Annotated in this window: 27 protein-coding genes; 12 read left to right on the top strand and 15 right to left on the bottom strand. The window is 65.2% G+C overall.

Annotation, left to right across the window (positions count from 1 at the left end):
- Positions 1-37 precede the first annotated feature (37 nt).
- A complete protein-coding gene (locus tag ABCR88_RS08160) occupies positions 38-511 on the top strand; it encodes a cyclic nucleotide-binding domain-containing protein (protein WP_041116532.1) in 474 nt (157 codons plus the stop codon).
- A gap of 38 nt (positions 512-549) precedes the next feature.
- Here ABCR88_RS08160 and ABCR88_RS08155 read toward each other — a convergent pair whose 3' ends face one another.
- Positions 550-861 (bottom strand): hypothetical protein, encoded by a 312-nt coding sequence (locus ABCR88_RS08155; protein ID WP_011059843.1) that lies wholly within the window; start codon positions 859-861, stop codon positions 550-552.
- Between the two features lie 75 nt (positions 862-936).
- Between ABCR88_RS08155 and ABCR88_RS08150 the strand changes: the two genes are divergently transcribed.
- The 4 genes from ABCR88_RS08150 to ABCR88_RS08135 all read left to right on the top strand — a co-directional run bounded on the left by ABCR88_RS08150 (position 937) and on the right by ABCR88_RS08135 (position 3,169).
- A complete protein-coding gene (locus ABCR88_RS08150; RefSeq protein WP_015634551.1) occupies positions 937-1,623 on the top strand; it encodes a hypothetical protein in 687 nt (228 codons plus the stop codon).
- A 49-nt stretch (positions 1,624-1,672) separates the two neighbouring features.
- Positions 1,673-2,050 carry a YajD family HNH nuclease gene (locus ABCR88_RS08145; protein WP_011059841.1) on the top strand — a complete coding sequence of 126 codons (378 nt, stop codon included), beginning with the start codon at positions 1,673-1,675 and terminating at the stop codon, positions 2,048-2,050.
- A 197-nt stretch (positions 2,051-2,247) separates the two neighbouring features.
- Positions 2,248-2,715 carry an RNA methyltransferase gene (locus ABCR88_RS08140; protein WP_011059840.1) on the top strand — a complete coding sequence of 156 codons (468 nt, stop codon included), beginning with the start codon at positions 2,248-2,250 and terminating at the stop codon, positions 2,713-2,715.
- Positions 2,716-2,797: 82 nt separating this feature from the next.
- Positions 2,798-3,169: a DUF2892 domain-containing protein gene (locus ABCR88_RS08135; RefSeq protein WP_232642646.1), complete on the top strand. Its 372-nt coding sequence runs from the start codon at positions 2,798-2,800 to the stop codon at positions 3,167-3,169.
- Between the two features lie 44 nt (positions 3,170-3,213).
- Here ABCR88_RS08135 and ABCR88_RS08130 read toward each other — a convergent pair whose 3' ends face one another.
- Both ABCR88_RS08130 and ABCR88_RS08125 read right to left on the bottom strand, forming a co-directional pair.
- Entirely contained in the window at positions 3,214-4,449 is a 1,236-nt protein-coding gene (locus ABCR88_RS08130) for a hypothetical protein (RefSeq protein WP_350023726.1), read from the bottom strand.
- 45 nt (positions 4,450-4,494) lie between these two features.
- Entirely contained in the window at positions 4,495-4,944 is a 450-nt protein-coding gene (locus tag ABCR88_RS08125; RefSeq protein ID WP_015634549.1) for a YcgN family cysteine cluster protein, read from the bottom strand.
- A gap of 274 nt (positions 4,945-5,218) precedes the next feature.
- On the opposite strand from ABCR88_RS08125, the gene ABCR88_RS08120 reads away from it, so the two are divergent.
- A complete protein-coding gene (locus tag ABCR88_RS08120) occupies positions 5,219-5,812 on the top strand; it encodes a nitroreductase family protein (RefSeq protein ID WP_011059836.1) in 594 nt (197 codons plus the stop codon).
- Positions 5,813-5,925: 113 nt separating this feature from the next.
- On the opposite strand, the gene ABCR88_RS08115 is transcribed toward ABCR88_RS08120, so the two are convergent.
- From ABCR88_RS08115 to ABCR88_RS08100, 4 genes are all read right to left on the bottom strand, one after another.
- On the bottom strand, positions 5,926-6,858 hold the full coding sequence (locus ABCR88_RS08115; RefSeq protein ID WP_350023725.1) for a D-2-hydroxyacid dehydrogenase: 933 nt from the start codon (positions 6,856-6,858) through the stop codon (positions 5,926-5,928).
- A gap of 120 nt (positions 6,859-6,978) precedes the next feature.
- Positions 6,979-7,272, bottom strand: a complete 294-nt coding sequence (locus ABCR88_RS08110) for a YcgL domain-containing protein (protein ID WP_011059834.1) — start codon at positions 7,270-7,272, stop codon at positions 6,979-6,981.
- Entirely contained in the window at positions 7,269-8,402 is a 1,134-nt protein-coding gene (rnd, locus tag ABCR88_RS08105; RefSeq protein ID WP_011059833.1) for a ribonuclease D, read from the bottom strand. The genes ABCR88_RS08110 and rnd overlap by 4 nt, the downstream gene beginning before the upstream one ends.
- A gap of 122 nt (positions 8,403-8,524) precedes the next feature.
- Complete coding sequence (locus ABCR88_RS08100; RefSeq protein ID WP_350404383.1) at positions 8,525-9,187, bottom strand: class I SAM-dependent methyltransferase; 663 nt, start codon at positions 9,185-9,187, stop codon at positions 8,525-8,527.
- A gap of 162 nt (positions 9,188-9,349) precedes the next feature.
- Here ABCR88_RS08100 and ABCR88_RS08095 point away from each other — a divergent pair, with 162 nt between their 5' ends.
- Complete coding sequence (locus ABCR88_RS08095) at positions 9,350-10,138, top strand: transporter substrate-binding domain-containing protein (protein WP_019093311.1); 789 nt, start codon at positions 9,350-9,352, stop codon at positions 10,136-10,138.
- On the opposite strand, the gene cynR is transcribed toward ABCR88_RS08095, so the two are convergent.
- Entirely contained in the window at positions 10,111-11,001 is an 891-nt protein-coding gene (gene cynR / locus ABCR88_RS08090; RefSeq protein WP_011059830.1) for a transcriptional regulator CynR, read from the bottom strand. The genes ABCR88_RS08095 and cynR overlap by 28 nt on opposite strands.
- A gap of 109 nt (positions 11,002-11,110) precedes the next feature.
- Between cynR and ABCR88_RS08085 the strand changes: the two genes are divergently transcribed.
- The 5 genes from ABCR88_RS08085 (at position 11,111) to ABCR88_RS08065 (ending at position 15,714) form a co-directional block, all read left to right on the top strand.
- Positions 11,111-11,770 (top strand): carbonic anhydrase, encoded by a 660-nt coding sequence (locus ABCR88_RS08085; RefSeq protein WP_011059829.1) that lies wholly within the window; start codon positions 11,111-11,113, stop codon positions 11,768-11,770.
- A gap of 36 nt (positions 11,771-11,806) precedes the next feature.
- Positions 11,807-12,277, top strand: a complete 471-nt coding sequence (gene cynS / locus ABCR88_RS08080; protein WP_011059828.1) for a cyanase — start codon at positions 11,807-11,809, stop codon at positions 12,275-12,277.
- A 208-nt stretch (positions 12,278-12,485) separates the two neighbouring features.
- The gene (locus ABCR88_RS08075; RefSeq protein ID WP_350023724.1) at positions 12,486-13,670 is read left to right on the top strand and encodes a cyanate transporter; all 1,185 of its coding nucleotides are present in this window, start codon (positions 12,486-12,488) and stop codon (positions 13,668-13,670) included.
- A 16-nt stretch (positions 13,671-13,686) separates the two neighbouring features.
- Positions 13,687-14,595: a DMT family transporter gene (locus ABCR88_RS08070; protein WP_350023723.1), complete on the top strand. Its 909-nt coding sequence runs from the start codon at positions 13,687-13,689 to the stop codon at positions 14,593-14,595.
- 180 nt (positions 14,596-14,775) lie between these two features.
- Positions 14,776-15,714, top strand: a complete 939-nt coding sequence (locus tag ABCR88_RS08065) for a LysR family transcriptional regulator (RefSeq protein WP_350023722.1) — start codon at positions 14,776-14,778, stop codon at positions 15,712-15,714.
- A gap of 3 nt (positions 15,715-15,717) precedes the next feature.
- On the opposite strand, the gene ABCR88_RS08060 is transcribed toward ABCR88_RS08065, so the two are convergent.
- The 7 genes from ABCR88_RS08060 to ABCR88_RS08030 form a co-directional block, all read right to left on the bottom strand.
- Complete coding sequence (locus ABCR88_RS08060) at positions 15,718-16,083, bottom strand: 5-carboxymethyl-2-hydroxymuconate Delta-isomerase (protein WP_041116521.1); 366 nt, start codon at positions 16,081-16,083, stop codon at positions 15,718-15,720.
- 82 nt (positions 16,084-16,165) lie between these two features.
- Positions 16,166-17,353, bottom strand: coding sequence for a low temperature requirement protein A (locus tag ABCR88_RS08055; protein ID WP_015634542.1), 1,188 nt, complete (start codon positions 17,351-17,353; stop codon positions 16,166-16,168).
- A 229-nt stretch (positions 17,354-17,582) separates the two neighbouring features.
- Positions 17,583-18,503, bottom strand: coding sequence for a LysR substrate-binding domain-containing protein (locus ABCR88_RS08050; protein ID WP_011059822.1), 921 nt, complete (start codon positions 18,501-18,503; stop codon positions 17,583-17,585).
- Positions 18,504-18,602: 99 nt separating this feature from the next.
- Positions 18,603-19,937, bottom strand: a complete 1,335-nt coding sequence (locus ABCR88_RS08045; protein ID WP_337154042.1) for an MFS transporter — start codon at positions 19,935-19,937, stop codon at positions 18,603-18,605.
- A 66-nt stretch (positions 19,938-20,003) separates the two neighbouring features.
- Positions 20,004-20,936 (bottom strand): 3-keto-5-aminohexanoate cleavage protein, encoded by a 933-nt coding sequence (locus tag ABCR88_RS08040; RefSeq protein ID WP_350404381.1) that lies wholly within the window; start codon positions 20,934-20,936, stop codon positions 20,004-20,006.
- Between the two features lie 99 nt (positions 20,937-21,035).
- Positions 21,036-21,824, bottom strand: a complete 789-nt coding sequence (locus ABCR88_RS08035; protein ID WP_011059819.1) for an SDR family oxidoreductase — start codon at positions 21,822-21,824, stop codon at positions 21,036-21,038.
- Positions 21,821-22,537 carry a GntR family transcriptional regulator gene (locus ABCR88_RS08030; RefSeq protein ID WP_350404380.1) on the bottom strand — a complete coding sequence of 239 codons (717 nt, stop codon included), beginning with the start codon at positions 22,535-22,537 and terminating at the stop codon, positions 21,821-21,823. The genes ABCR88_RS08035 and ABCR88_RS08030 overlap by 4 nt, the downstream gene beginning before the upstream one ends.
- Positions 22,538-22,751: the final 214 nt, after the last annotated feature.

Genomic DNA, 22,751 nt, shown 5'->3' with positions numbered 1-22,751 from the left:
GCCGGTGCAACAGACACAAGAAAAAGACCGTGATCCCATGTCCGAACCCACCTTACTGAACAACGAGATCCGCGACTGGCTGATGGACTGCGGCCTGTTCGACCAGTTGTTGCCCGCCGACTTCAACGCTGCGGCCGGCTACTTCAGCATCAGCAGCATCGCCGAGGGCGAAGCGATCTTTCATGAGGGCGATGCCGGCAGCTTCATGTGCATCATCCACAGCGGCCAGGTGGCGGTGCAAAAGCGCAACCACGACGGCCAGCTGCTGACCATCGCTACCCTGCGCAGCGGCCGGGCCTTTGGCGAAATGGCGGTGCTCGATGGCGAGCGACGTTCGGCTACCTGCGTGGCCGCCAGCCAATGCCAGTTGCTCAACCTGGGCAAGGACTCCCTGGAGAAGATGCTCAACGATGCGCCAAAGATCGCCGCCAAGATCATCCGCGCCCTGGCCGTGTCGCTGTCAAAGCGGCTGCGCATGGCCGACGGCCAGTTGCTCGCGCAGCAGATCTGAGCCCCGGGGTACCCTCGCCACATCACCCGCTACCTCCATCAACCCTGAACCTTGGGTTTGCTGTCGTTCTGCTCCAGCCCTGGCAGGGTCTGGTCCTTGGGCGGCTTGGGCATGTCGATCGGCGGCAGCAGGGGCGCGCTGCCACTGCTGCCGGCTTTCGGCGTGCTGGGCGGGGTGACTTGCGGATAAGGCGTAGGGGTCGCGGTGCCCGGGGTGCCGAGGGTCGGCGCCGGGGTCACCACCGGGGCGCTTTGCGGCTCGTCGGCCAAAGCCGGGCCGGCACCAAGCGCCAGGGCTGCGGTGAGGGCGAGCGCCGCTTGGGCAATCACCGTTAGAATAGTGCGCTTCATCAATGGCTCCATTGCTATTGTCTGGCGTCAGGCTACTCCCAACCGGGGCGTTTTGCCTTCCTCAATGAGATCTCCATGAAACGTTTCGTACTGCTGGACACTACTGCGATTCCTGAAAACGGCGGTGCCTTGTGCCTGTTCGAATACGGTGAGGATTTCGTCATCAAGATCCAGGGCGGTGACGGCGGCCAGTTGATGAACACACGCATGCACGGTTCCGAGGACGCCCTGGCGCAGATCCCTTGCAGCAAGGTCGCCGGGCGCCCGAACTCGCGGGTGCTGATCGGCGGCCTCGGCATGGGCTTCACCCTGGCCGCGGCTCTCAAGCACCTGGGCAAGAGCGCCGAGGTGGTGGTCGCCGAGCTGGTGCCCGGGGTGGTGGAATGGAACCGTGGCCCGCTCGGCGAAAAATCCGGCCGGCCGCTGCTGGACCCGCGCACGGTGATCCGCCTGGAAGACGTGGCCAAGGTCCTGCAGGCCGAGCCCCAGGGTTTCGACGCGATCATGCTCGACGTCGACAACGGCCCCGAAGGCCTGACCCAGAAAGCCAACAGCTGGCTCTACTCCAGCGCCGGCCTGGCCGCCTGCGCCCGGGCCCTGCGGCCCAAGGGCATTCTTGCGGTGTGGTCGGCCAGCGCCGACCGGCAGTTCTCCGAGCGCCTGCGCAAGGCCGGCTTCAAGGCCGAGGAAGTACAGGTCTTCGCCCATGGCAATCGCGGCACCCGGCACACCATCTGGATTGCCGAGAAGCTCAAGGCCTGAGCTAAACTTTGTCCATTACCGTCATTAGTCCTTCTACAAAGGTGAACCCATGAGTTCGTCCACTCCCCCGTCCAACACCGCCAAGCTGGACCGTATCCTTGCCGACGCCCAGCGCGACCGAGAAATGGGCTACCGCGACAAGGCGCTGAAAATGTACCCCCATGTCTGCGGCCGCTGCGCCCGGGAGTTCTCCGGCAAGCGCCTGAGCGAGTTGACCGTGCACCACCGCGATCACAACCACGACAACAACCCCCAGGACGGTTCCAACTGGGAACTCTTGTGCCTGTACTGCCACGACAACGAGCACTCGCGCTACACCGACCAGCAGTACTTCGGCGAAGGCTCCCTGAGCACCCCGAAAGTCGCCAAGGCGACCCACAACCCGTTCGCCGCCCTGGCCGGGTTGATGAAGAAAGACCCGGAGTAAGCACCAGCCGCCGGGCATATTGTGGCGAGCGAGCGTGCTCCCGTTCGGCGGCAAGGCAGCCGTAAACCCTGTGTCCCCGGCCGGCCTGCTATACCGCATTGGCCGGCGTCGGGAGCAAGCTCCCTCGCCACAACAAGCCACCGAGCCGTGGGCAATCCCCGTATAATCGCGCTCTTTTCCCCCAAGGCGCTTTGTTCGTGGCAAACAAAAGGTACAGTTGCATCGGTTTGTATAACCCCAAGTCACCGGAGAACGTCGGTTCGGTGATGCGCGCCGCCGGCTGCTATGGCGTCGCCTCGGTGTTCTACACCGGCAAGCGCTATGAGCGGGCCCGCGACTTCGTCACCGACACCAAGAAGGTCCACCAGGACATTCCGCTGATCGGCATCGACGACCTGAAGAAAATCCTCCCCCTGGGCTGCATACCGGTGGCCGTGGAACTGGTCGAGGGTGCCCGCCCACTGCCCGAATACACCCACCCGGATCGCGCCCTGTACATCTTCGGCCCGGAAGACGGCTCCCTCGACAAGGAAATCCGCGACTGGTGCGAGGACGTGGTCTACATCCCCACCACCGGTTGCATGAACCTGGCAGCGACAGTCAACGTGGTGCTCTATGATCGCCTGGCCAAGGGCAACAACACCCGCTCCGGTCCCAAGTTCTGAGCACACGCCGGTCATCGCCCGGGAACCTGTGACGCCTTCGTGCAGTCAGCCTTGTATCCCTTACCGCCCTTGGAGACAGATCATGAGCGAGCGCAAACAGCTGCAAACCATCGAATCGACCCCGTTCCAGAGCCAGCCCACCCAGAATGTCCAGGGCTGGGAGCGCATCGGCTCGCTGGCCGGCGGCGTGGTGATGATGGGCAAGGGCCTGCGCCGTGGCGGCGTATTCGGCCTGATCCAGGTAGCCATCGGCGGCGTGGCCCTGGCCCGGGGCATCACCGGGCACAGCTCGGCGAAAAGCCTGCTGGAGAAAAGCCGCCAGGACATGAACAACGTGCGCAACAAGATCGAACGCGCTGCACAAGAGCTGCGCAACCTGAAAGCCGATGCCGAAGCCGCCGGCCGCAACGCCAAGGCCGCCAGCAATGATGAAGTGAAGGTGCCCAAGGCCTGAGGCCGGGGCGTCCTCATGGACGCCTGGGCCCCAGCCGCGCCGGGTCAGCGCAGCAGGCTGGTGTCGAGGGCCCTGGAGGGCTCGCCCAGCACGCTTTCACTGAGCTGGATGAATTCAGCGGTGCTGACGCTTTCCAGGCGCATCGCCGCTTGCAGGACATCGTCCAGGGAGCGCTTGTTGCGGGTCTTGAGGCGAATCTCCCGATCCAGCTCCTGCAATAGCAACACCGCCTTGGCCGCTGTGGCGCTGTCCACCTGTTCGCCGCGCAGGCTGGTGACCTTGTGGCTGTCCCGGGCCAGGCGCTTCTCCAGCACCTGGTAACGTTCATCGCTGATGCCACCGGCACGGCGCAGCAGCTCGATGGCGTAGTACTGCGCCAGCCCTTCACTGATCCAGTCGCTGCGCTGGCTGTCGTTGATCCGTGCCAGAGATTGCACCAGCTCCCGCAGCAAGGGGCTGGCGCCGCTCTCGCTGACCAGCGGCAGGCGGCTGTGCAGGAACAGTGAATCGCGCCCGGCCAGGCTGGCGCGCCACATCGGATCGGCCGCGCCGACGATCAACAGCTTGCTCGGCTGGCGGGGAAACACCGCCTGCACCTGCGGCCAGACAAAGGTCAGCAGGGTCAGCACATCCATGCGCCGCATGCCCTGGCCCCGTGGCGAGACCACGCTGACGTCGGTTTCCCCCAGGCGCGTGCGGCGGCTGCCCAGGGTGCCGGCGAGCATCCAGCCGGTGGGACGGTCGAACAGCCGCGAGGGGTTGTCGATGCGAAAACGGTGCTTGCCGATCCGCGGCCAGGCGGTCTCGATGCTCTTCCAGCCGGCGGGCAGTTCGAAATCCAGGCGCGCCACCAGCTCGATGCCGTCCTGCTGGTCCAGGTGCGCCGGCGGCACCAGGGTTTCGCCGCGCAGCAGGGCCCAGTTGGCAGTACTGCGGCTGTCATAGCTGCCCTTCTTGATGCTGTGGTTCAGGCGTACCCGGTAGCTCAGGCTGGCCTTGCCGCTGGCCGGGCGCCAGACCCCACGCTGACCGCCAGCACCGGCGGGGGCGGCCTGCCATTGGCCGTCGGCCTTGAAGTCGCTGTAGTCGCCGGTCGAGCCCAGATCGAAATCCAGGCTGCGCAGCGCCGCGCCGTCGGCCAGGGTCAGGCGCACTTCGGCCTGATCGCTCTGGGGCAGGAAGCGCACGTGATAATCCAGATCGACCTTCTTCGCCGCAAACGCCGATGCACTCAATGCCAGCATCGCAGCGGCCAGCGCCAGCTTCGCCCCCACCCTCATACCCTCTCCTTGCTATTGAAACCTTGAAGCCGGCGCGGCGAACCCTCAGCCTGCGCGGAAAATCAGATGATCCTCCCAATCCTCTTCCGCCACGCTGCCTTCGGCGAGCATGCGGCCGGACTGGGAAATACGTTCGTGGTGCACCGCATCGCGGTCGCCGCACACCAGGTGGTGCCACAGGGGCAGGTCCTTGCCCTCGCTCACCAGACGGTAGCCGCAGGTGGGGGGCAGCCACTTGAATTCGTCGGCCTTGCCCGGGGTCAGCTGGATGCAGTCGGGCACCGAGTCGCGGCGGTTGGGGTAATCGCTGCACTGGCAGGTCTTGAGGTCCAAAAGCTTGCAGGCGATGCGCGTGTAATAGACGCTGTTGTCGTCCTCGTCTTCAAGCTTTTGCAGGCAGCACAGACCGCAGCCATCGCACAACGACTCCCATTCGTCCTGGTCGAGTTGTTCGAGGGTTTTGCGTATCCAGAAAGGTTCGACTTTGGCGGCCATGGCTCAAGCATCAGTATCCGAGGGTGAAAAGGCCGCCAGTCTAGTGCCGAAGAACCGGCGGGCCAAGCGCTAGCGACTGTCGGTAGGCCGGGACTTGTCAGCGGGCCATGGGCACAGTAGCTTTGCCCCTCGGACCGACCCGCGTCCGTGTGCCATTAACGCTTGACCGCGTTGCACCCGGCAAACCGCACGGGGTCAGGAATACCCCTTCGCTCAGCTCATCTGCGCTTGCCGGTTTATTCCACTCATCTCACATGCTGCCAGGAGTTTTTCCATGAGCGCCAACACTCGCGTTGCCGACTACGCCATCCACCCGCAGTTCACCCAGCGCTGGTCGCCCCGGGCCTTCACCGGCGAAAGCATCCCCGAAGAAACCCTGCTGAGCTTCTTCGAAGCCGCACGCTGGGCGCCTTCGGCCTACAACTCGCAGCCCTGGCGCTTCCTCTATGCCCGCCGCGACACGCCGAATTGGGAACGCTTCCTCGGCCTGCTCAACGAATTCAACCGTGGCTGGGCGCAACACGCTTCGGCCCTGGTGATCGTGATTTCCAAGACCACCTTCACCGTGCCCGGCGCCAGCGAGGAAACTCCGGCCCTGTGGCACACCTTCGACACCGGTTCGGCCTGGGGCCACCTGGCCCTGCAAGCCAGCCTCAGTGGCTGGCACACCCACGGCATGGCCGGTTTCGACCAGGAACTGACCCGCAAGGAACTGAAGATCCCCGAAGGCTATGCCGTGCACGCCGCCGTGGCCGTGGGCAAGCTGGGAGACAAGTCGACCCTGGCCGACTACCTCCAGGCCCGGGAAGAGCCAAGCCCGCGTCGCCCCCTGAGCGAAACCGTGGCCGAAGGCGATTTCAGCCTCTAAAGCCGCGATCACCTCTGAAGGAGCGAGCTTGCTCGCGAAGCCCTGAAGGGCGCCGCGCTTGCCTGGCAAGCGCGGCTTTAGCGAGCAAGCTCGCTCCTACGATCAGGTCCGTTTCAATAGCCCCGGGCGAAATCCACTTCGCCGCGCAGGGCCAGCCCAGCCTGATAAGCCCGCAGGTTGTCGACGAACAACTGCACCATCAATTCCGGCGAGGTCGGCGCCGAACTGTGGCCCGTCAGCAGCAAGCCCCAGGCGGTCCAGAACGGATGCCGTTGCGGCAAGGGCTCCTGGCGGCAGACATCGATCACCGCCCCCGCCAGATGCCCATCCTTGAGGGCCTGTACCAGGTCCGCATCGACCACCGCCACACCCCGGCCAACATTGATGAACAACCCCGTGGGCTTGAACTGCTTGAACAGCGCCGCGTCGTACAGATCGTGGGTGCTCGGGGTGTTGGGCAGCAGGTTGACCACGTAGTCCACCTCCCCCACCAGGCGCCCCAGGTCTTGCAGGCCGGCCACTTCGATAAAGGGCACCTGCTCCCGGGCCTGGCTGGCGATGCCGTACAGCTTCACGCCAAACGGCAGGAGGAACTGCGCCACGCTCTGGCCGATGTCGCCGGTACCGACGATCAGCACCTTGCGCCCCACCAGGCTCTGGCCCAAACGGTTGTCCCACTTGCGCTCGACCTGGCTCACCAGGCGCGCCAGCACCTCGCGCTCATGGCCTAGGATGTAGGTCAGCACGTACTCGGCCATCACCTGGCCGAAGATGCCCACGGCCCGGGTCAGGCGGTAGTGCCGCGGCAGGCCCTCGGCCAGCAGCGGGGTAATGCCGGCCCAGGTGGATTGCAGCCACTGGGGCTGGTGCCCCTGGCGCAGCAGGGTGGCCAGCAGGTCCGGCTGCCCCAGCCAGACCGGACAATCCGCCGCCAACCGTGCCAGCTCGGCGGAGTCGCCACTGGTCAGCACTTCCAGCTCCGGGGCCGCCTGACGCAACAGGCGGGCATAAACAGCGTGATCGTGTTCGGCAATCAGAACGCGCATGGCTCAAACCTTAAAAAACGGTGCAGGCAGCCGCCGACGGAGAATCGCTCCATCGATCAAGGCGGCTGCCAGGTCAGTCAGTTGCACTTACAAGGACGCCCGGGACCGGGCGCCTACAGGTCAGACCGGATCATTGCGACGCAGCAGCTCTTCGGGCAAGTGCTCGATGTACTCGTCTTCTGCCGGTGGCATCTGCAGGTGGTAGCCCTGCTTGTCGAGGTTTTCCAGCACCTGGTGGATGTCCTCGCGGGACAGCTTGCGCTCCGGGCTCAGCACCAGGTCGAAGGCATGTTGCGGCTTGCCGAAGGCCAGCAGCAGGTTTTCCGGCACGCGTTCCAGAGCCTCGCTTTTGAGCACGTAGAGGTACATCTCGTTCTTGCGCGGGCTTTTGTAGATGGAGCAGATACGTTTCAAGGCTGTTCTCCGGCGGTGGCCAGGCTGTCCAGCAGCGCCTGGCCCATCAATTCGCGGCGCCAGCCACGCAACGAATCAGGCAATTGGTAAGGCCCGTTGGGGAAGCCGCTCTTGAGCAGGCTCTCCAGGGTTTTCTTGCGCAGCATCACTTCCGGGGCGATCCCCAGGCGCTCGGCCTGGGCCTGGCCCACGGCCTTGAGGCGCTTGAGCAGGGCCGCGGCTTCGATCGGCAGGGGTTCGGGCACGGCCGGCGGCCATTGATCCGGGCCGACGCTGGCGGTGCGCTTGATCAGGTCGAGGAGGAACTCGCCGTCCTGGCGCACGGTACGCGGGTGCATGTCTTCGATCTTGGCCAGCGCCGACAGGTTGTCCGGCTGGGTCTTGGCCAGGGGCCACAGGGCATGCTCGCGCACGATACGGTTGCGCGGCAGGTTGCGGGCACGGGCCTCGCGCTCGCGCCAGGCACACAGCTCCCGCAAGACCGCCAGCTGGGCGCGGGACAGTTTCCAGGCCAGCTTGGCTTCGCGGTAGACCTCGTAGGGGTCCACTTCGCGACGCAGGTTGGCCACCAGCTCGGCGCCGTCTTCCAGCACCCAGCGGTACTTGTCCTCGGACAACCTGGGCCGCAGTTCGGTGAACACCTGGGCCAGGTGCACGGCGTCTTCGGCGGCGTAGCTGACCTGGGTTTCCGACAGCGGGCGCTGCAGCCAGTCGGAACGGGTCTCGCCCTTGGGCAGGTCGATGCCCAGGACTTCCTGCACCAGGCGCGAATAGCCCATGGAGAAACCCAGGTTCAGGTAGGCGGCCGCCAGCTGCGTGTCGAACAACGGCGCCGGCAGGCTGCCAGTCAGGCGCAGCAGGACTTCAAGGTCCTCGCTGCAGGCGTGCACCACCTTGACCACTGCCGGATTCTCCAGCAGGGCCGCCAGTGGCTGCCAGTTGTCGATGGTCAAAGGGTCAATCAGGTAGGCGCGCTGCCCATCGCCAATCTGCAACAGGGCGGCAATGGGATAGAAAGTGTCGACCCGCATGAATTCGGTGTCGAGGGCGACGAATGGCAACTGCTGCCACTGGGCGCAAAGCTGACCGAGGCTATCGTTGTCGCGAATCCAATGTATATCGATGGCCACACGGCTCTCCCTTGAAGAATGGCGCGCAGTATATATCGCCTCCGGCGATTTCCGAGCATTCACCCGACAAGAGCAAGTGAGAAACCATCTGCCGGAGGGCAAGAATAGTCCGAGACTCTGGGCTAACCCTGTTTTCTCAGCACATAGACTCGCGAAGGCGCCCAACCGGGCAGCAGGTCCCGATGGTCGAGCACTTCAAAACCGGCTTCGCGGAACTCCGCTTCCAGCTGCACCTTGCTGGCCAGCGGCGGCATGCCGGAGCTGGCAGAAGCGGGTCGGGCGATCTGCAACAGCGGTTCGATCCGCGTGGCCAGGATCACCGTGTCCCGGCTGACCCGATAGAACTCGCGCAGCAGGGCCAGGCGATCCTCGCCCCGGGTCACGTGGGCAAAGAGTTGCATGCAGATGATGCAGTCCACCGCATTGGCCGACAGGCCGATATTGAACGCCGAACTGTGAAAGGTCTTGACCCGTTTCAGCAGGCTGGCCGGGTGGTGGGTCTGGGCATGGTTCAACATGTCCTGGGAAGGGTCCGCCGCCAGAATCACCCGGTTGCCGTGCTCGCCCAGCACCGGCCAGTAGCGCCCGGCGCCGCAGGCCACATCCAGGATCAGCCCCGGCTCGCCGGCTTCCTTCAGGGCGTGACGCACCAGGCGTGCCGTGCGCCAGGCGGCCAGGCGCGCGCCAATCCCGGCTGGCCGGGGCTCGCGGCAGACGCGCGCGTGCTCCTGGTCGTAGCGCCGAGCGAACTCCAGTTCGATGGACGGTGGGGGAAGGGACGACATGAACGGCGAACTCTTTTTGGAATCCAGGAGCCACAGGTTAACGTGCCATTCGTGAAAAAAAGGTCGAAAGCCCGCATCGCCTTCCAGCACCGGTACTTGCCTTGCCTGGCCGGCGGCTGGCGCCAATAATGCTCCGCCCCCTGCCCCTCAAGGAACGATTCCATGCTCCCGCGCCTGCTGTTGTGTACCCTGCTGGGCCTCAGCGCCCCAGCCCTGAGCTTCGCCCAGGAGCCCACCTCACACCTGGACCAGGTGATCGAGCGCGGCCACCTGACGGTCTGCACCACCGGCGACTACAAGCCCTACAGCTACCTGCGCGACGACGGCCACTACGAAGGCATCGACATCAGCCTGGCCGAATCCCTGGCCGAGAGCCTCGGGGTGCGGGTGAAGTGGGTCAACACCACCTGGAAAGGCCTGATGGCGGACTTCCAGAGCCAACAGTGCGACATCGCCGTCGGCGGTATTTCGGTGTCACTGGAGCGGCAGAAAAAAGCCTTCTTCAGCCAGCCCCTGGGCATCGACGGCAAGATCCCCCTGGTGCGCTGCCAGGATCTCAAGCGCTACCAGACCCTGGAGCAGATCAACCAGCCCGAGGTGCGCCTGATCGAGCCACCGGGCGGCACCAACGAAATCTTCGCTCGGGCCCACCTGCCCAAGGCCAGCCTGACCCTGTTCGCCGACAACGTGACGATCTTCGATCAGTTGCTGACCCACCGCGCCGACGTGATGATCACCGACGCCTCGGAGGCGCGCTTCCAGCAACGGCACAAGCCGGGGCTGTGCGCAGTCAACCCCGAGCGCTACCTGCAATACAGCGAGAAGGCCTTTCTCCTGCCCCGGGACGATGTGGCCTGGAAAAGCTACGTCGACCAATGGCTGCACCTGAGCAAGGCCACTGGCGCCTACGACCGGGTGGTCAATCAGTGGCTGGCCGCGCCCTCGTCCTGATCCAGCAGCAGCTGCCGGAAAGCCTGGCAGGCGGCGCTGCGATAGGCGCCCTTGCGCCCCAGCAGCACCACGCTGCGCGGCGCCGGTGGTGACTGCAAGGCCAGGGTGCGCAGCCCCGGCTGCTCCCGGGCAATGGAGCTGGGCAGGATGGTCGCCAGTTGCCCGCGCCGGACCATCTCGACAATCGCACTGACCGAATTGGCCTCGGCGGCGATCGGCGGGGCAATGCCCTGCTGCCGGCAATACAGGTCGATGTGCCGGCGGGTGGCGAAGTCGGCGCTGAGCAGCACCAGGGGCTGGCGGCCCAGGGCCTCGGCACTCAGGGGCAGGCGCTCGGGCTGCGGATACTGCGGGCCGACCATCAGGCTCAGGGTCTCGATGAACAGCGCCTGACTCTCGATCTCCGCCAGGTGCTCGCCGGCGAAGGCGATACCCAGGTCCAGGCGGTCTTCGGCCAGGGCCGCCTCCAGGCGGTCCTGGGTCATTTCCTCGATGCTCAGGCCGATTCCCGGGTGCTGCCGGTAAAAGCGGCTGAGCAAGGGCCCGGCCAGGTAGGCGGTAAAGGTCGGGGTCAGTGCCAGGCGCAGCGAGCCGCGGCTCAGGTCCTGCACATCGTGGATCGCCCGCCTGGCCGCCTCCAGGTCCTGCAGGGCGCGGCGGGCATAGGCGACATAGGCCTGGCCGGCATCGGTGAGGCGCACGCTGCGCCCGGAACGGTCGAACAGCGGCGCCCCCAGGCCCTCCTCCAACTGCTTGATCTGTTGCGACAGGGTCGGCTGGGACACATGCAGCGCCTCGGCAGCCCGGGTGAAGTTGCAATGCTCGGCCACGGCCAGCAGGTAACGGATGTGACGCAACAGCATGGGGAATTCCAACTATAGGCTGTACTTATGGAAAGCATAATAAGCCGGTCTTGGACGCTATAGCTGAAAACTTCCATCCTTGCCCCATCAGCGACGCAAGGAGAACCCCATGCAGAACATCATCGACGGCTTCCTCAAGTTCCAGCGCGAAGCCTTTCCCCAACGCAGTGAACTGTTCAAGCAACTGGCCAGCACCCAGAACCCCGGCACCCTGTTCGTCACCTGCTCCGACAGCCGGGTGGTGCCCGAACTGCTGACCCAGCAAGAGCCCGGCGACCTGTTCGTGATCCGCAACGCTGGCAACATCGTGCCCAGCTACGGCCCCGAGCCGGGTGGCGTATCGGCCACCGTGGAATACGCGGTGGCAGTGCTGGGGGTGAGCGACATCGTCATCTGCGGCCACTCCGACTGCGGCGCGATGACCGCCATTTCCACCTGCAAGTGCCTCGACCACCTGCCCGCCGTGGCCAACTGGCTGCGCCATGCCGAGTCGGCCAAGGTGATCAATGCCGCCCGCCAGCACGCCTCGCCCGCCGAGCACCTGGACGCCCTGGTGCGCGACAACGTGATCGCCCAACTGGCCAACCTCAAGACCCATCCTTCGGTGGCCCTGGCCCTGGAACAGGGCCGGCTCAACCTGCATGGCTGGGTCTATGACATCGAGAGCGGCGCCATCGTCGCCCTCGACGGCAACACCCAGCGTTTCGTCTCCCTGGCCGAGTACCCGCACACCTGTGCCCTGGCCAGCCAAGCTTCCAGCGCTGCCTGAGCAGCCCCCGTTTCGTCACTCAAGAGGAGTCACCCCATGCTGCAATCCCAATTCGCCCAAGCTCCACGCCTGGCCCTGGCCGACACCATCATCGACGCCAAGGCGCGCAAGAACCTGTCGTGGCAGGACCTCACCGACGGCACCGGGCTGAGCCTGGCTTTCGTCACCGCCGCCCTGCTGGGCCAGCACGCCCTGCCGGCCACCGCCGCCGACCTGGTGTGCGACAAGCTGGGCCTGGACCAGGACGCCAGCCGCCTGCTGCAGAGCATTCCCCTGCGCGGCAGCATCGCCGGCGGCATCCCCACCGACCCGACCGTGTATCGCTTCTATGAAATGCTCCAGGTCTACGGTTCGACCCTCAAGGCCCTGGTCCACGAGCAGTTCGGCGACGGCATCATCAGCGCCATCAACTTCAAGCTGGACATCAAGAAGGTCGAAGATCCGGAAGGCGGTTCCCGCGCAGTGATCACCCTGGACGGCAAGTACCTGCCGACCAAGCCGTTCTGATCCCGGGTTGCAGGTTGCTCCAGCGGTAGGTGCCTGCCGGGCGTGCGTATCGTCCGGTTTGCAGCCCTGCGGCGCGGATCGCAGCCTGCGGCAGCGGCTACAGGTCCGCGGTGTTATTTAGTTTTTAAATAACACCGCGGACTTTCTGATTTGCCCCCACTCCAGACCGAGCCGCCTAATCGGGTCCTTGTTTGTTGAAGGTCCGACCATGGAAAACGTTCGTGCAACTTCCCGCCCCGCACTCTGGCTGATGGTCAGTGTGATTCTGGTGGCGCTCAATCTGCGTCCGTCGATGGCCGCCGTCGGCCCGCTGCTGTCGGGCATTCGCGGCGATATCCCCTTGAACTTCAGCCTGGCTTCCCTGCTGACCATGCTGCCGGTCATGGCCATGGGCCTGGCGATGTTCTTCGGCATGGGCATCAGCCAGCGCCTGGGCGAGCACCGCACTGTGGTCCTGTCGCTGCTGGTCATCGGCCTGGCCACGGTCTTGCGGCTGTTCATGGATTCGGCAGCCGAGCTGATTCTCAGCGCGGTGCTGGCCGGCATCGGCATCGCCCTGATCCAGGCACTGCTGCCGGCGCTGATCAAGTCGCGCTTTGCCGACAATGTCTCGTTGTTCATGGGCCTGTACGTCACCTCGATCATGGGCGGTGCAGCGCTGGCCGCGTCGTTCTCGCCCCTGGTGATGAACCACAGTGGCAGTTGGCGCCTGGCCCTGGCGATCTGGGCCGCCCTGGCGCTGCTGGCCCTGGTGTTCTGGTACGCCCAGCGCGCGGCCCTGCCCAGGCTGCCAGGCAAAGGTGGAGCACGGGAATCCTTTGCCGGTAATCGCCGGGCCTGGCTGCTGGCGGTGTTCTTCGGCCTCGGCACCGCTTCCTACACCTGCGTGCTGGCATGGCTGGCGCCCTACTACGTGGAGAACGGCTGGAGCGAGCAGAACGCGGGCCTGTTGCTGGGCTTTCTCACCGCCATGGAAGTGATTTCCGGGCTGGTCACCCCGGCCATCGCCAACCGCAGCCAGGACCGGCGCCTGGTGCTGGTGGCCCTGCTGGTACTGATCATCGCCGGCTTCTGCGGCCTGATCCTCAGCCCCAAACACCTCAGCCTGCTGTGGCCGTGCCTGCTGGGCCTGGGAATCGGCGGGCTGTTTCCCATGAGCCTGATCGTCTCCCTGGACCACCTCAGCGACCCGCGCCGCGCCGGTGGCCTGACCGCTTTCGTGCAGGGCATCGGCTACCTGATTGCCGGGCTGTCGCCGTTGCTGGCGGGCATGATCCGCGACCAGCTGGGCAGCTTCGAGTGGGCCTGGTGGTCACTGGCCGCGGTGATGCTGGTGATGATTCTCATGGCGCTGCGCTTCGATCCGAAGCATTACCGCCAGCACATCCGCTGAGCCGGGGGAGGCCATCATGAACCCGGCGAACTTCACCCAGGCCAACCTTGGCATGCTGCTGTGGGCGGTGCTGATTGCCGCTTCGTTCTTTGCCGCCGCCGAGGTCAGCCAGGCCATCGACCCGGTACTGCTGACCGCCCTGCGCCTGTTGTTCTCGGCGCTGATGTTCGTGCCTCTGTTGTGGCTCAAGGGTTCGGCGCCCATGACCCTGGCCGGCTTGCGCGCCCATGGGCTGCTGGGCCTGCTGCTGGCGCTGTATTTCGGTTCGCTGTTCGAAGCCCTGCGCTATACCTCGGCGGTCAACACCGGGACCCTGTTCACCCTGGTGCCGCTCCTGACCCTGGTGTTCGAAGCCTGGCTGCTGCCTGGAAGCGGCCAGCGGTGCCGCCTGCTGCCGATGCTGGTGGCGGGGGCCGGGGCGCTGCTGCTGATCCTCAAGGGCGGCGCGCCAGGGCAATTGCCGTCGCTGTACGCCATGGGTATCTACGCCCTGGGCTGCCTGGCCATGGCCGCCTACTCGCCGCTGAGCCAGCGCTTCAAGGCCGGCAGCCTGCAAGGGCGCAGCCCGGCGGCCATGACCTTCTGGAACATGCTGTTCGGATCGCTGTTCCTGTTTGTCGCCAGCCTGGCCAGTGGCGGCTGGCGCAGTGCCGCGCTACTGCGCGGCAACGACCTGCTGTGGCTGCTGTACCTGGCGCTGTTCGCCACCCTGGCAACCTTCTGGCTGCTGCATCGGGCAATCGGCGTCATCGCCCCGTCCACGGTGATTTCCTACATCTACCTGAGCACCCTGTTCCTCACGCTGTTCCACTGGTTGTGGCTGGGCCAGGGGCCACAGTTGACAGAAATGCTCGGCGCCCTGCTGGTGGCCCTGGGCATGCTCGGCCTGGTGCGCGGCAGCCGCCCGACAGCCGCGGCGGCCTGAAATTTCCCCGGGACAAGCACCATTGCAGTGCGCGAAACTGCGCAGGTCGTGTTATCGGACATTTATGTCCCGATGCTGTCCGCGAATCCCCGCCCCGGGCATTTAATTAGGACGATCGTTCCGCTAGCATCGATCCGGTTTGCGCGCCACCGGCGCCAGGTGCTCAGCGGGATGGAACGGATGCTCATCAGCAATGTGCTCAGAAAACTCGACATGCAGGACCTCATGGTCTTTATCGCGGTGTACGAGCAAAGCAGTGTCACCGGGGTTTCGGAAACCCTCTGCGTCAGCCAGTCGACCGTCAGCTACTGCCTGAAGAAACTGCGCAACGGCTTCGAGGACGAACTGTTCATCAACACCCGCACCGGCATGCGCCCGACCTACAAGGCCACCAGCATGTACAACCACGTGCTGAGGATCCTGGAGAGCATCAACCTGTGCCACAGCGGTGTGCCGGCCTTCGACCCGAGCCGCCAGGCCGTGACCTTCAACCTCTGTGCCCCGGAATACTTCGAGCTGCTGATCCTGCCGCGCCTGCTCAAGGGCTTCGACTACGCCGACCTGCCGGTGACAGTCAACGTGCAGAAGCTGGAAAGTGATATTCCCGCCGAGGACCTGCGCGATGGCAGCGTCGACCTGGTGATCTGTTTCGGGCCCGACTTCCATCGTAGCCACGCCGACTTCAAGTCGCAGATGCTGCTGGAGGACGACCTGGTGTGTGTCTTCGACAAACGTGCGACCCCGCCCAGGGAACCGCGCTTCAGCCTGCAGTCGTTCGTCGAGCGGCGGCACGTGTTTCCCACGCCCTGGACGTCGGACAGCAACATGGTGGACGGCTGGCTGGCGCGCCAGGCCCACAAGCGGCAGATCGTCGCCCGCTCCAACAGCTACAGTGCAGCACTGAAGATGATCACCGGCACCGACTTCCTCCTCACCCTGCCCCGGCGCATCCAGGCACTGCTGGCCAACGAGGCAGTGTTCAACCATTGCGAGGCCCCCAGCGGCCTGCCGGGATTCAGCCTGGACATGCAGTGGAGCCAGCACACCGATCAGGACAGCGCGCAGACCTGGTTCCGTGAACAGATAGTCAAGGTCTGCGCCGAGCAGGGGCTGGCCTGATCCTCAGCGGCCGACGGCGGCCTTGCTGTAGGACGCGCGGTCGATATCGACGATCTCCACGCACAGTTGCACCTGGACATCCGCCGGCCATGGCGCCAGATCCTGCAACACCGCCAGCAGGCCCTCGGACAACTGCTTCTTGACCTCTGGCGAACGGCCGCTGAGCAAGGCCAGCTTGACGTGGACAAAGCCGCGCTCGCCAATCCCGGTGCCGACCCGAAACGCTTCCACCTTGACTGCGCGGCTCTTGATGTCGAACTCGTCGGAGAACTGCCCGGACGCCACCAGCCCATGATTGAGTCGCAGCAGCGCCTTGTCGACGTCCAGTTGCGGCAGGTTGGCGGTGTATTCCATATGCAGGTGCGGCATGGCAAAGCTCCCGGTCAGTCAGGGGTAAAAAGGCGCTCCATACTACACAACCCGCCCCACGCCGCCGCAGTAGCCGTTAGCCTCATTGCCTGGACGCCGCCCTTTCCCGCAGGGCCAGGGTTTCCCAGGCCGCCACCAGCAGCATCACCAGGGTGGTCAGGCTGCCCAGCGCCAGGGCGGAAAACCACTGGTTCCAGGCCGCGGGCAACAACAGCAGCAAGGCCGCGAGCCCGGCCAGGTGCGACAGCGGCGGCAACGGCCGCTCGTTCATCACCCACTTGAACAGCGCGCAACCGAGCAGGAACAGCCAGGGCCCGCCGACGATCACCAGCACCGCGGCCTGGCTGGCATGCTGCGGGTGCACCAGCACCAGTTCGTCGGCCACCGCACTGACGATGATCCCGGCGACGATCAGCACATGCAGGTAGGTGTAGGCAATACGCGCCTGGCGCCCCGGGTCGCTGGAGTGGGCGATGCGGTGATGGGCACGCTCGGCGCCGCTGTCGAAATACACCCACCACATGGCAATGCTGCCCAGCACCGCCACCACGAAAGCCAGTACCCCTTCGGCACTGGTGGCCAGCTCGGCGAAGGTTGCGCCGGTGACCAGCAGGGATTCACCCAGGGCGATGATCACGAACAGAGCGCAGCGCTCGGCCATGTGGTTGCCTTCGACATTCCAGTCTTCCAGGGTCGAGCGGCCGAGCCCCGGCACCCAGAAATACAGCGACGGCGACAGCACCTCGATGGCCAGGGCCAGCCCCCAGCACGCCAGGCGCTGCGGGCCTTCGAGCAGGCCACCGGTGATCCAGAAAACACCCGAGAACATCAGCCACAAGAGGATCCGCTGGAAGTTGCGGGTCATGTTCAGCGGCTCGCCGCGCACCGCCCACAGCGAATAGGCGGTGCGCCCCACCTGCATGAACACATAGGCGCCGGCGAACAGCAGCCCACGCTCGCCGAAGGCCTGGGGAATCGACGACGACAGCAGCAACCCGGCCACCATCAGCACGAACAGGCCGAGGCGGATCGGCAGGGCTTCCGGGTCCAGCCAGTTGGTGATCCACGAGGTGAAGATCCACACCCACCACACCGCCACCATCAGCAACGCCACCTGCAGCGCTCCGCCCAGGGACAGATGAGCCAGCAGGGAGTGGGACAGCTGGGTCACGGCAAACACGAACACCAGGTCGAAGAACAGCTCGACCATGCCAACCTTGCCGCTGTCGTGGCTGCCACGCCCACGCAACAGGGAACGGGAACGACTCATGGGCACACTCCACCGATCAATGTTTCAACAGACGATCCACACAGCAAAGCAGCCCCCTGTGCCTATGCCAAGCTGGCGGCCTCCGTTCACTGCGCCGCTGTCACAGGCTGCGACCCGGTCCGCAGGACTGGCAAGGCCCCCACCCGATCCGCCAGGCAGACCGCATGGGCAGCTTTGGGGCCCCGCTGCGCGGTCCATCGCAGCCTGCGGCAGCGGCTACCAGGCGCGATTAGCTCGCGAGGGGCGCCCGCTCGCTCATGAAGGCTTCCAGCCGCGAGCGCAGCCAGCGTTCGGCGGGGTCGGTGTCCACATGGCTGAGCCAGACCATGGACAGGTCCAGGGTCGGGGTCTTGAACGGAAACGGCTCGCAGTACAGCTGCCCCGAGGCGGCCATGGCGGCGGCGGCATAGTCGGGCAGGCTGGCGATCAGCTTGGTGCCGGCGAGCAGGGCCGGCAGCGAGCTGTACTGGGGCACCGACAACACGACCTGGCGGGTGCGGCCGATCTCCGCCAGCCACTCATCGGCGAAGCCGGCGACATTGGCGGTGTGGGACACCAGCACATGGGGCCGCGCGCAGTACTCGTCGAGGGTCAGCGGTGTGTCGCTGGCATCTGCCCGCAGCACGCTGGGCTGGATATGCCGCAGCAGCTTGCGCTTGGCGTTGGCCGGCAGGCCGCGGGTCTGGCTGATGCCCACGGTGATATCGCCGGACGCCAGGAGGTCGGGAATCCGCCAGTAGTCCACGTGCTGCACCACGACCACCACTTGCGGCGCTTCCTGGCGCAGGGCCCGCAGCAGGGGGGGCAGCAGGCCGAACTCGACGTCGTCGGACAGGCCGATGCGAAAGGTCATGGTGCTGCTGGCGGGATCGAAATCGTGGGTCAGGCTCAGGGCCGAGGACAGTGCGTCCAGGGCCGGCGACAGGTGTTGGATGATCTGCTCGGCACGAGCCGTGGGCTCCATGCGATGGCCGACGCGAATGAACAGCGGGTCGTTGAACATCGCCCGCAGGCGGTTGAGCGCGGAACTGATGGTGGGCTGGCCGAGGAACAGCTTCTCCGCCACCCGGGTGACATTGCGCTCGAGCATCAGCGCCTCGAACACCACCATCAGGTTGATATCGGCCTTGCGCAGTTCATTGCGATTCATTGATGTTGCCCCCGGTCCCCAGACGGGAAGCAGTGTAGAAAGGCCGGAGGGCTGGCGTCCAGGCAAGATCTGCCAAGCGACGCCGCCCCCGGGCAGACCTCAGGCGGAGTTTCTCGCCAGCCCACTCGCCCTTTGCTCACTGCGGTCCTCCTGGCCCTGGCGCAAACGCAGGGCCGCCAATGCCGCCACCAGCAGCACCAGGGCAATCACCTTGAGGCCATTCATGGCATTGCCGGTGCTCATCTCGATCGCGCCCATCACCGAAGGGCCGACAAAACCGCCCAGCAGCCCGCAGGAATTGACGAAGCCCAGGCCACCCGCCAACGCCGCGCCTTTGAGCCGTGAAGCCGGGTACAGGAAGATGATCGACTGCACCACGAAGAACATCAGCGCCGCCACGCAGAACCCCAGCAGGCTGAACACCGGCCCGGAAAACGCCGCGATCGACAGCCCCGCCGCCATCACCAGCAAGCCACAGACCAGCAGGCGCCGCGAGCGTTGCGGGCTGTTGGCCAGCCGGGGCAAGGCGATAGCCCCGACGGCTGCGGCGATCCAGGGCAGCGAGGTCAAAAGGCCAACGCTCATGATGCTCAGGTTGCCGTACTTGCCGATGATGCTGGGGAGGAAAAAGATCACGGTGTAGATGGTGATCTGATGGCAGAAGTAGACAAAGATCGCCAGCAGGATCTGTGGCGTGAAGCATTGCCGGAACGAGTGCCCTCCCTGCCCCGCGCCCTCGTCGGCTTCCCGGGCCAGGCGCTGTTCGATGGCCGCCGCTTCCTCGGCGCTCAGCCAGGGAGCACGGCTCGGGCGGTCCGGCAGGCGCCGCCATACCACCCAGGCGAAGAACACCGCCGGCAGGCCTTCGAGCAGGAACATCCACTGCCAGCCGTGCCAGCCCAAAAGGCCGTCCATCTTCATCAGCGCCGCGCCCAGCGGGCCGCCAATGATATTGGCCAGGCACACCCCCAGCAGGAAATAGCCGGTGGCCCGGGCCCGCTGCTGGCGGTCGAACCAGTAGGTCAGGTACAGCATGACCCCGGGAAACAGCCCGGCCTCGGCGATCCCCAGCAGCAGGCGCAGCACATAGAAGGAGGTCTCGCCCTGGACGAAAGCCATGGCGGCGGAGATCAGCCCCCAGGTCACCATGATCCGGGCGATCCAGAAGCGCGCGCCGACCTTGTGCATGATCAGGTTGCTCGGCACTTCGGACAGCGCATAGGTGAGGAAGAACAGTCCGGCCCCCAGCCCGTAGGCCGCGGCGGAAATCCCCAGGTCCACATCCAGCTGATGCTTGGCCAGGGCGATATTGGTGCGGTCGAGAAAACTCAGGACATAGGCCGCGATCAGCAGCGGCATCAGCTTGAGGAACATCAGCCGGGTCAGTTGTTGCGGGTCCCGGGGCGACGCGGCGGTTGCAGTGTTCATGGGCATATCCCTTTGTAATTGTTATGCGGGATCGCCAGCGCCCGGAAGGCGCCGGCAGCAGGCCAGCAGGGCTTAGAACGCGACCTGGTCGCGCCCCTTGAGCCCGAGCAGGGTGCGGGCTTCGTCCGCCGTCGCCACCCGGCCGCCCAGGGCCTCGATGACGCTGCGGATGCGTCGTACCTGGTCGGCGTTGCTCGCCGCCAGCTTGCCGGGGCCGTCCCACAGCGAGTCCTCCAGGCCGACCCGGGCATGGCTGCCCATGGCCAGGCCCATGGTCGCCAGGGGAATCTGGTTGCGCCCGGCGCCGAGGATCGACCAGTGATAGGCATCGCCGAACAGCCGGTCAGCGGTGCGGCGCATGTGTGCCAGGTCCTCGGGGTGGCCGCCGATGCCGCCCCGCAGGCCGAACACCGACTGGATGAACAGTGGCGCCTTGAGCAGGCCGCGCTCCAGGAAATGCGCAGCGGTGTAGAGGTGGCCGATGTCGTAGCACTCGATCTCGAAGCGCGTGCGGTTCTCGGCACAGGCGCTGAGGATATGGGCGATATCGCGGAAGGTATTGCGGAAAATCCGGTCGTCGCTTTCCTCCAGGTACGGCCGCTCCCAGTCGTGCTTGAACTCGGTGAAGCGGTTGAGCATTTCGTACAGGCCGAAGTTCATCGAGCCCATGTTCAGCGAGGCCAGTTCCGGCTTGAACTCCAGCACCGGTTGCAGGCGCTCCTCGACACCCATGGTCGGCGCGCCGCCGGTGGTGAGGTTGATCACCACGTCGCAGGCGGCCTTGATCTGCGGCAGGAAGCGCCGGAACAGCTCGGGGTCCTGGCTCGGCCGGCCGTCCTCCGGGTCCCGGGCGTGCAGGTGGACGATGGCCGCCCCGGCTTCCGCGGCGGCGATGGCCTCGGCGGCGATCTCCCCGGCCGTGATCGGCAGGTGGGGCGACATGGACGGGGTATGAATGGCACCGGTAACGGCGCAAGTGATGATGACGGGTGTTTTTCCAGGCATGACGGTACTCCGACTTTTATTCTTGATGAAAAAAATCCCAGGGTGTCGCTACAGGTTTCAGCGCCGGCGGTCCTCGCAGGCGCGGCCAGCCGGCGGGGGCTAGAGGTATTCGACGTTGCCGTCGACGCTGATCGCCTGGCCGGTGACGTTGCATGCCGCCGGCGAACAGAGGAACAGCGCCATGGCCGCCACGTCCTCGGCACTGACCATGCGCTTGAGGGAGATCTTCTCCAGGTACTGCTCGCGCATCTGCGCCACCGGTACCCCGGTCTGTTCGGCCCGGGCCTGGATCACCGCCTCCATCCGCGGCCCCTCGACTATCCCCGGCAACAGCGCGTTGACCCGGATATCGCTGGCACCCAGCTCCGCCGCCAAAGACTTCATCAACCCGACAATCGCCCATTTGGTAGCGGCATAAGGCGTGCGCCAGGCGTAGCCCAGGCGCCCGGCCACGGAGGCGATGTGCAGCAGGTGGGCCTTGTCCGAGGCCTTGAGCAGGGGCACCGCGTGGTGGGCGAAGCGGTATTGCGCGGTCAGGTTGATATCGATGGTGCGCTGCCAGTCGGCATCGCTGACGGCATCGATGCCCGCGGTCGGCCCGGCAATGCCGGCGTTGTTGACCAGCACATCGAGGCCACCGAAGTGCTGCACCTGAAGCTTGAACAAGGCTTCGATCTGCGCCGGGTCGGCGACATCGGTACGGGTTGCCAGGGCCTCGGGGTAGCGATCGCGAAAGGCCGCCAGGGCCGCTTCACTGACATCGCACACATGCACCTGGGCGCCGGCTTCAAGGTAGGCAGCGGCCAGCACTTCACCGATGCCCGCCGCGCCACCGGAAATCATCACCCGCAAGCCCGGATAAGGCTGCAAACGCTGAAGGATGCTCATGCCCGGCCTCCTTTACGCTGTGCTGCACCGTCGCTCTTGGCCAGCAGGCGGCCCAGGGAATCCGCCGCCTGCATGATGTCGTCGGTGACCGCCGCTCGCGCCGCCGGGCCATCGCCGGCGACCAGGGCGTCGACGATTCGGTTGTGGGCTTCCATGGAACGTTGCAGGTGGGCCTTGTCCGGCGCCACCAGGGCGAAGCAGGGGCCCATGTGCAGCCAGAAGTTCTCCACGGCGGCCATGGTCAGTTCGGCCCGGGCCACCGCATAGATGCGCCGGTGGAAAGCGAAGTTGGTCCACAGGTAGCGGGAGACATCCACCTCGTCGGCGGCCTTCTGCATCTGCCGGCAGAGATCGGCGATCTCCTGCATATCGGCCTTGTGCAGATGCTGCACGGCCTTTTCCGCCAGCAGCCCCTCCAGGGCCACCCGTGCATCACGGATTTCCCGCAGGCGCTCCACCGTCATCATGCGTACCCGCAGGCGGGAGGTTTCCGTGACCTCGAAGGCATTTTCCGCACTCAAGCGCTGCAAGGCTTCGCGCACCGGCATCGGGCTGGAACCCAGGGCTTCGGCCAGGCCACGAATGGTCAGTTTCTGGCCGGGCTGGAATCGGCCACTCATCAAGGCTTCGCGAATCTGTCGATACACCTGTTCCTGCAAGGTATCGCGAGAAACCTGACGCAAGGTAGGCAGGGGGATAGGACCTTCGGACATGGGGGTGACACCTGTGTTGTGATTCTTGTGGGCAGCAATATGTGATCACAAATCAAATATGTCAAATATTCATCCTCACGTCTCTGAAGCAATCAAGGGCTTAAATCAAGTAAAAAGAATCTTTCTATTCCGCACTGCGAAATACTATTCCGTATTGACCCACTAATTTATTGATGACAGGATTATTTTCACCAGCCGATTCAAACAGCGGAAT

Source organism: Pseudomonas sp. W17, from assembly GCF_040268305.1.
Lineage (GTDB): Bacteria > Pseudomonadota > Gammaproteobacteria > Pseudomonadales > Pseudomonadaceae > Aquipseudomonas > Aquipseudomonas protegens.
The sequence above is the reverse complement of the archived record's forward strand: the minus strand, read 5'-3'. Positions and strand labels throughout refer to the sequence as shown.

Excerpts from the sequence above, each read along its gene's own strand:
- ABCR88_RS08035 (WP_011059819.1), bottom strand. The coding sequence starts at position 21,824 with ATGAGCATCCTTCAGCGTTTGCAGCCTTATCCGGGCTTGCGGGTGATG.
- ABCR88_RS08150 (WP_015634551.1), top strand. The coding sequence starts at position 937 with ATGAAACGTTTCGTACTGCTGGACACTACTGCGATTCCTGAAAACGGC.
- ABCR88_RS08085 (WP_011059829.1), top strand. The coding sequence starts at position 11,111 with ATGCAGAACATCATCGACGGCTTCCTCAAGTTCCAGCGCGAAGCCTTT.
- ABCR88_RS08135 (WP_232642646.1), top strand. The coding sequence starts at position 2,798 with ATGAGCGAGCGCAAACAGCTGCAAACCATCGAATCGACCCCGTTCCAG.
- ABCR88_RS08100 (WP_350404383.1), bottom strand. The coding sequence starts at position 9,187 with ATGTCGTCCCTTCCCCCACCGTCCATCGAACTGGAGTTCGCTCGGCGC.
- ABCR88_RS08155 (WP_011059843.1), bottom strand. The coding sequence starts at position 861 with ATGAAGCGCACTATTCTAACGGTGATTGCCCAAGCGGCGCTCGCCCTC.
- cynS (WP_011059828.1), top strand. The coding sequence starts at position 11,807 with ATGCTGCAATCCCAATTCGCCCAAGCTCCACGCCTGGCCCTGGCCGAC.
- ABCR88_RS08045 (WP_337154042.1), bottom strand. The coding sequence starts at position 19,937 with ATGCCCATGAACACTGCAACCGCCGCGTCGCCCCGGGACCCGCAACAA.
- ABCR88_RS08120 (WP_011059836.1), top strand. The coding sequence starts at position 5,219 with ATGAGCGCCAACACTCGCGTTGCCGACTACGCCATCCACCCGCAGTTC.
- ABCR88_RS08095 (WP_019093311.1), top strand. The coding sequence starts at position 9,350 with ATGCTCCCGCGCCTGCTGTTGTGTACCCTGCTGGGCCTCAGCGCCCCA.
- ABCR88_RS08055 (WP_015634542.1), bottom strand. The coding sequence starts at position 17,353 with ATGAGTCGTTCCCGTTCCCTGTTGCGTGGGCGTGGCAGCCACGACAGC.
- ABCR88_RS08130 (WP_350023726.1), bottom strand. The coding sequence starts at position 4,449 with ATGAGGGTGGGGGCGAAGCTGGCGCTGGCCGCTGCGATGCTGGCATTG.
- ABCR88_RS08075 (WP_350023724.1), top strand. The coding sequence starts at position 12,486 with ATGGAAAACGTTCGTGCAACTTCCCGCCCCGCACTCTGGCTGATGGTC.
- ABCR88_RS08070 (WP_350023723.1), top strand. The coding sequence starts at position 13,687 with ATGAACCCGGCGAACTTCACCCAGGCCAACCTTGGCATGCTGCTGTGG.
- ABCR88_RS08050 (WP_011059822.1), bottom strand. The coding sequence starts at position 18,503 with ATGAATCGCAATGAACTGCGCAAGGCCGATATCAACCTGATGGTGGTG.
- ABCR88_RS08115 (WP_350023725.1), bottom strand. The coding sequence starts at position 6,858 with ATGCGCGTTCTGATTGCCGAACACGATCACGCTGTTTATGCCCGCCTG.
- ABCR88_RS08160 (WP_041116532.1), top strand. The coding sequence starts at position 38 with ATGTCCGAACCCACCTTACTGAACAACGAGATCCGCGACTGGCTGATG.
- ABCR88_RS08065 (WP_350023722.1), top strand. The coding sequence starts at position 14,776 with ATGCTCATCAGCAATGTGCTCAGAAAACTCGACATGCAGGACCTCATG.
- ABCR88_RS08125 (WP_015634549.1), bottom strand. The coding sequence starts at position 4,944 with ATGGCCGCCAAAGTCGAACCTTTCTGGATACGCAAAACCCTCGAACAA.
- ABCR88_RS08145 (WP_011059841.1), top strand. The coding sequence starts at position 1,673 with ATGAGTTCGTCCACTCCCCCGTCCAACACCGCCAAGCTGGACCGTATC.
- cynR (WP_011059830.1), bottom strand. The coding sequence starts at position 11,001 with ATGCTGTTGCGTCACATCCGTTACCTGCTGGCCGTGGCCGAGCATTGC.
- ABCR88_RS08040 (WP_350404381.1), bottom strand. The coding sequence starts at position 20,936 with ATGCCTGGAAAAACACCCGTCATCATCACTTGCGCCGTTACCGGTGCC.
- ABCR88_RS08030 (WP_350404380.1), bottom strand. The coding sequence starts at position 22,537 with ATGTCCGAAGGTCCTATCCCCCTGCCTACCTTGCGTCAGGTTTCTCGC.
- ABCR88_RS08060 (WP_041116521.1), bottom strand. The coding sequence starts at position 16,083 with ATGCCGCACCTGCATATGGAATACACCGCCAACCTGCCGCAACTGGAC.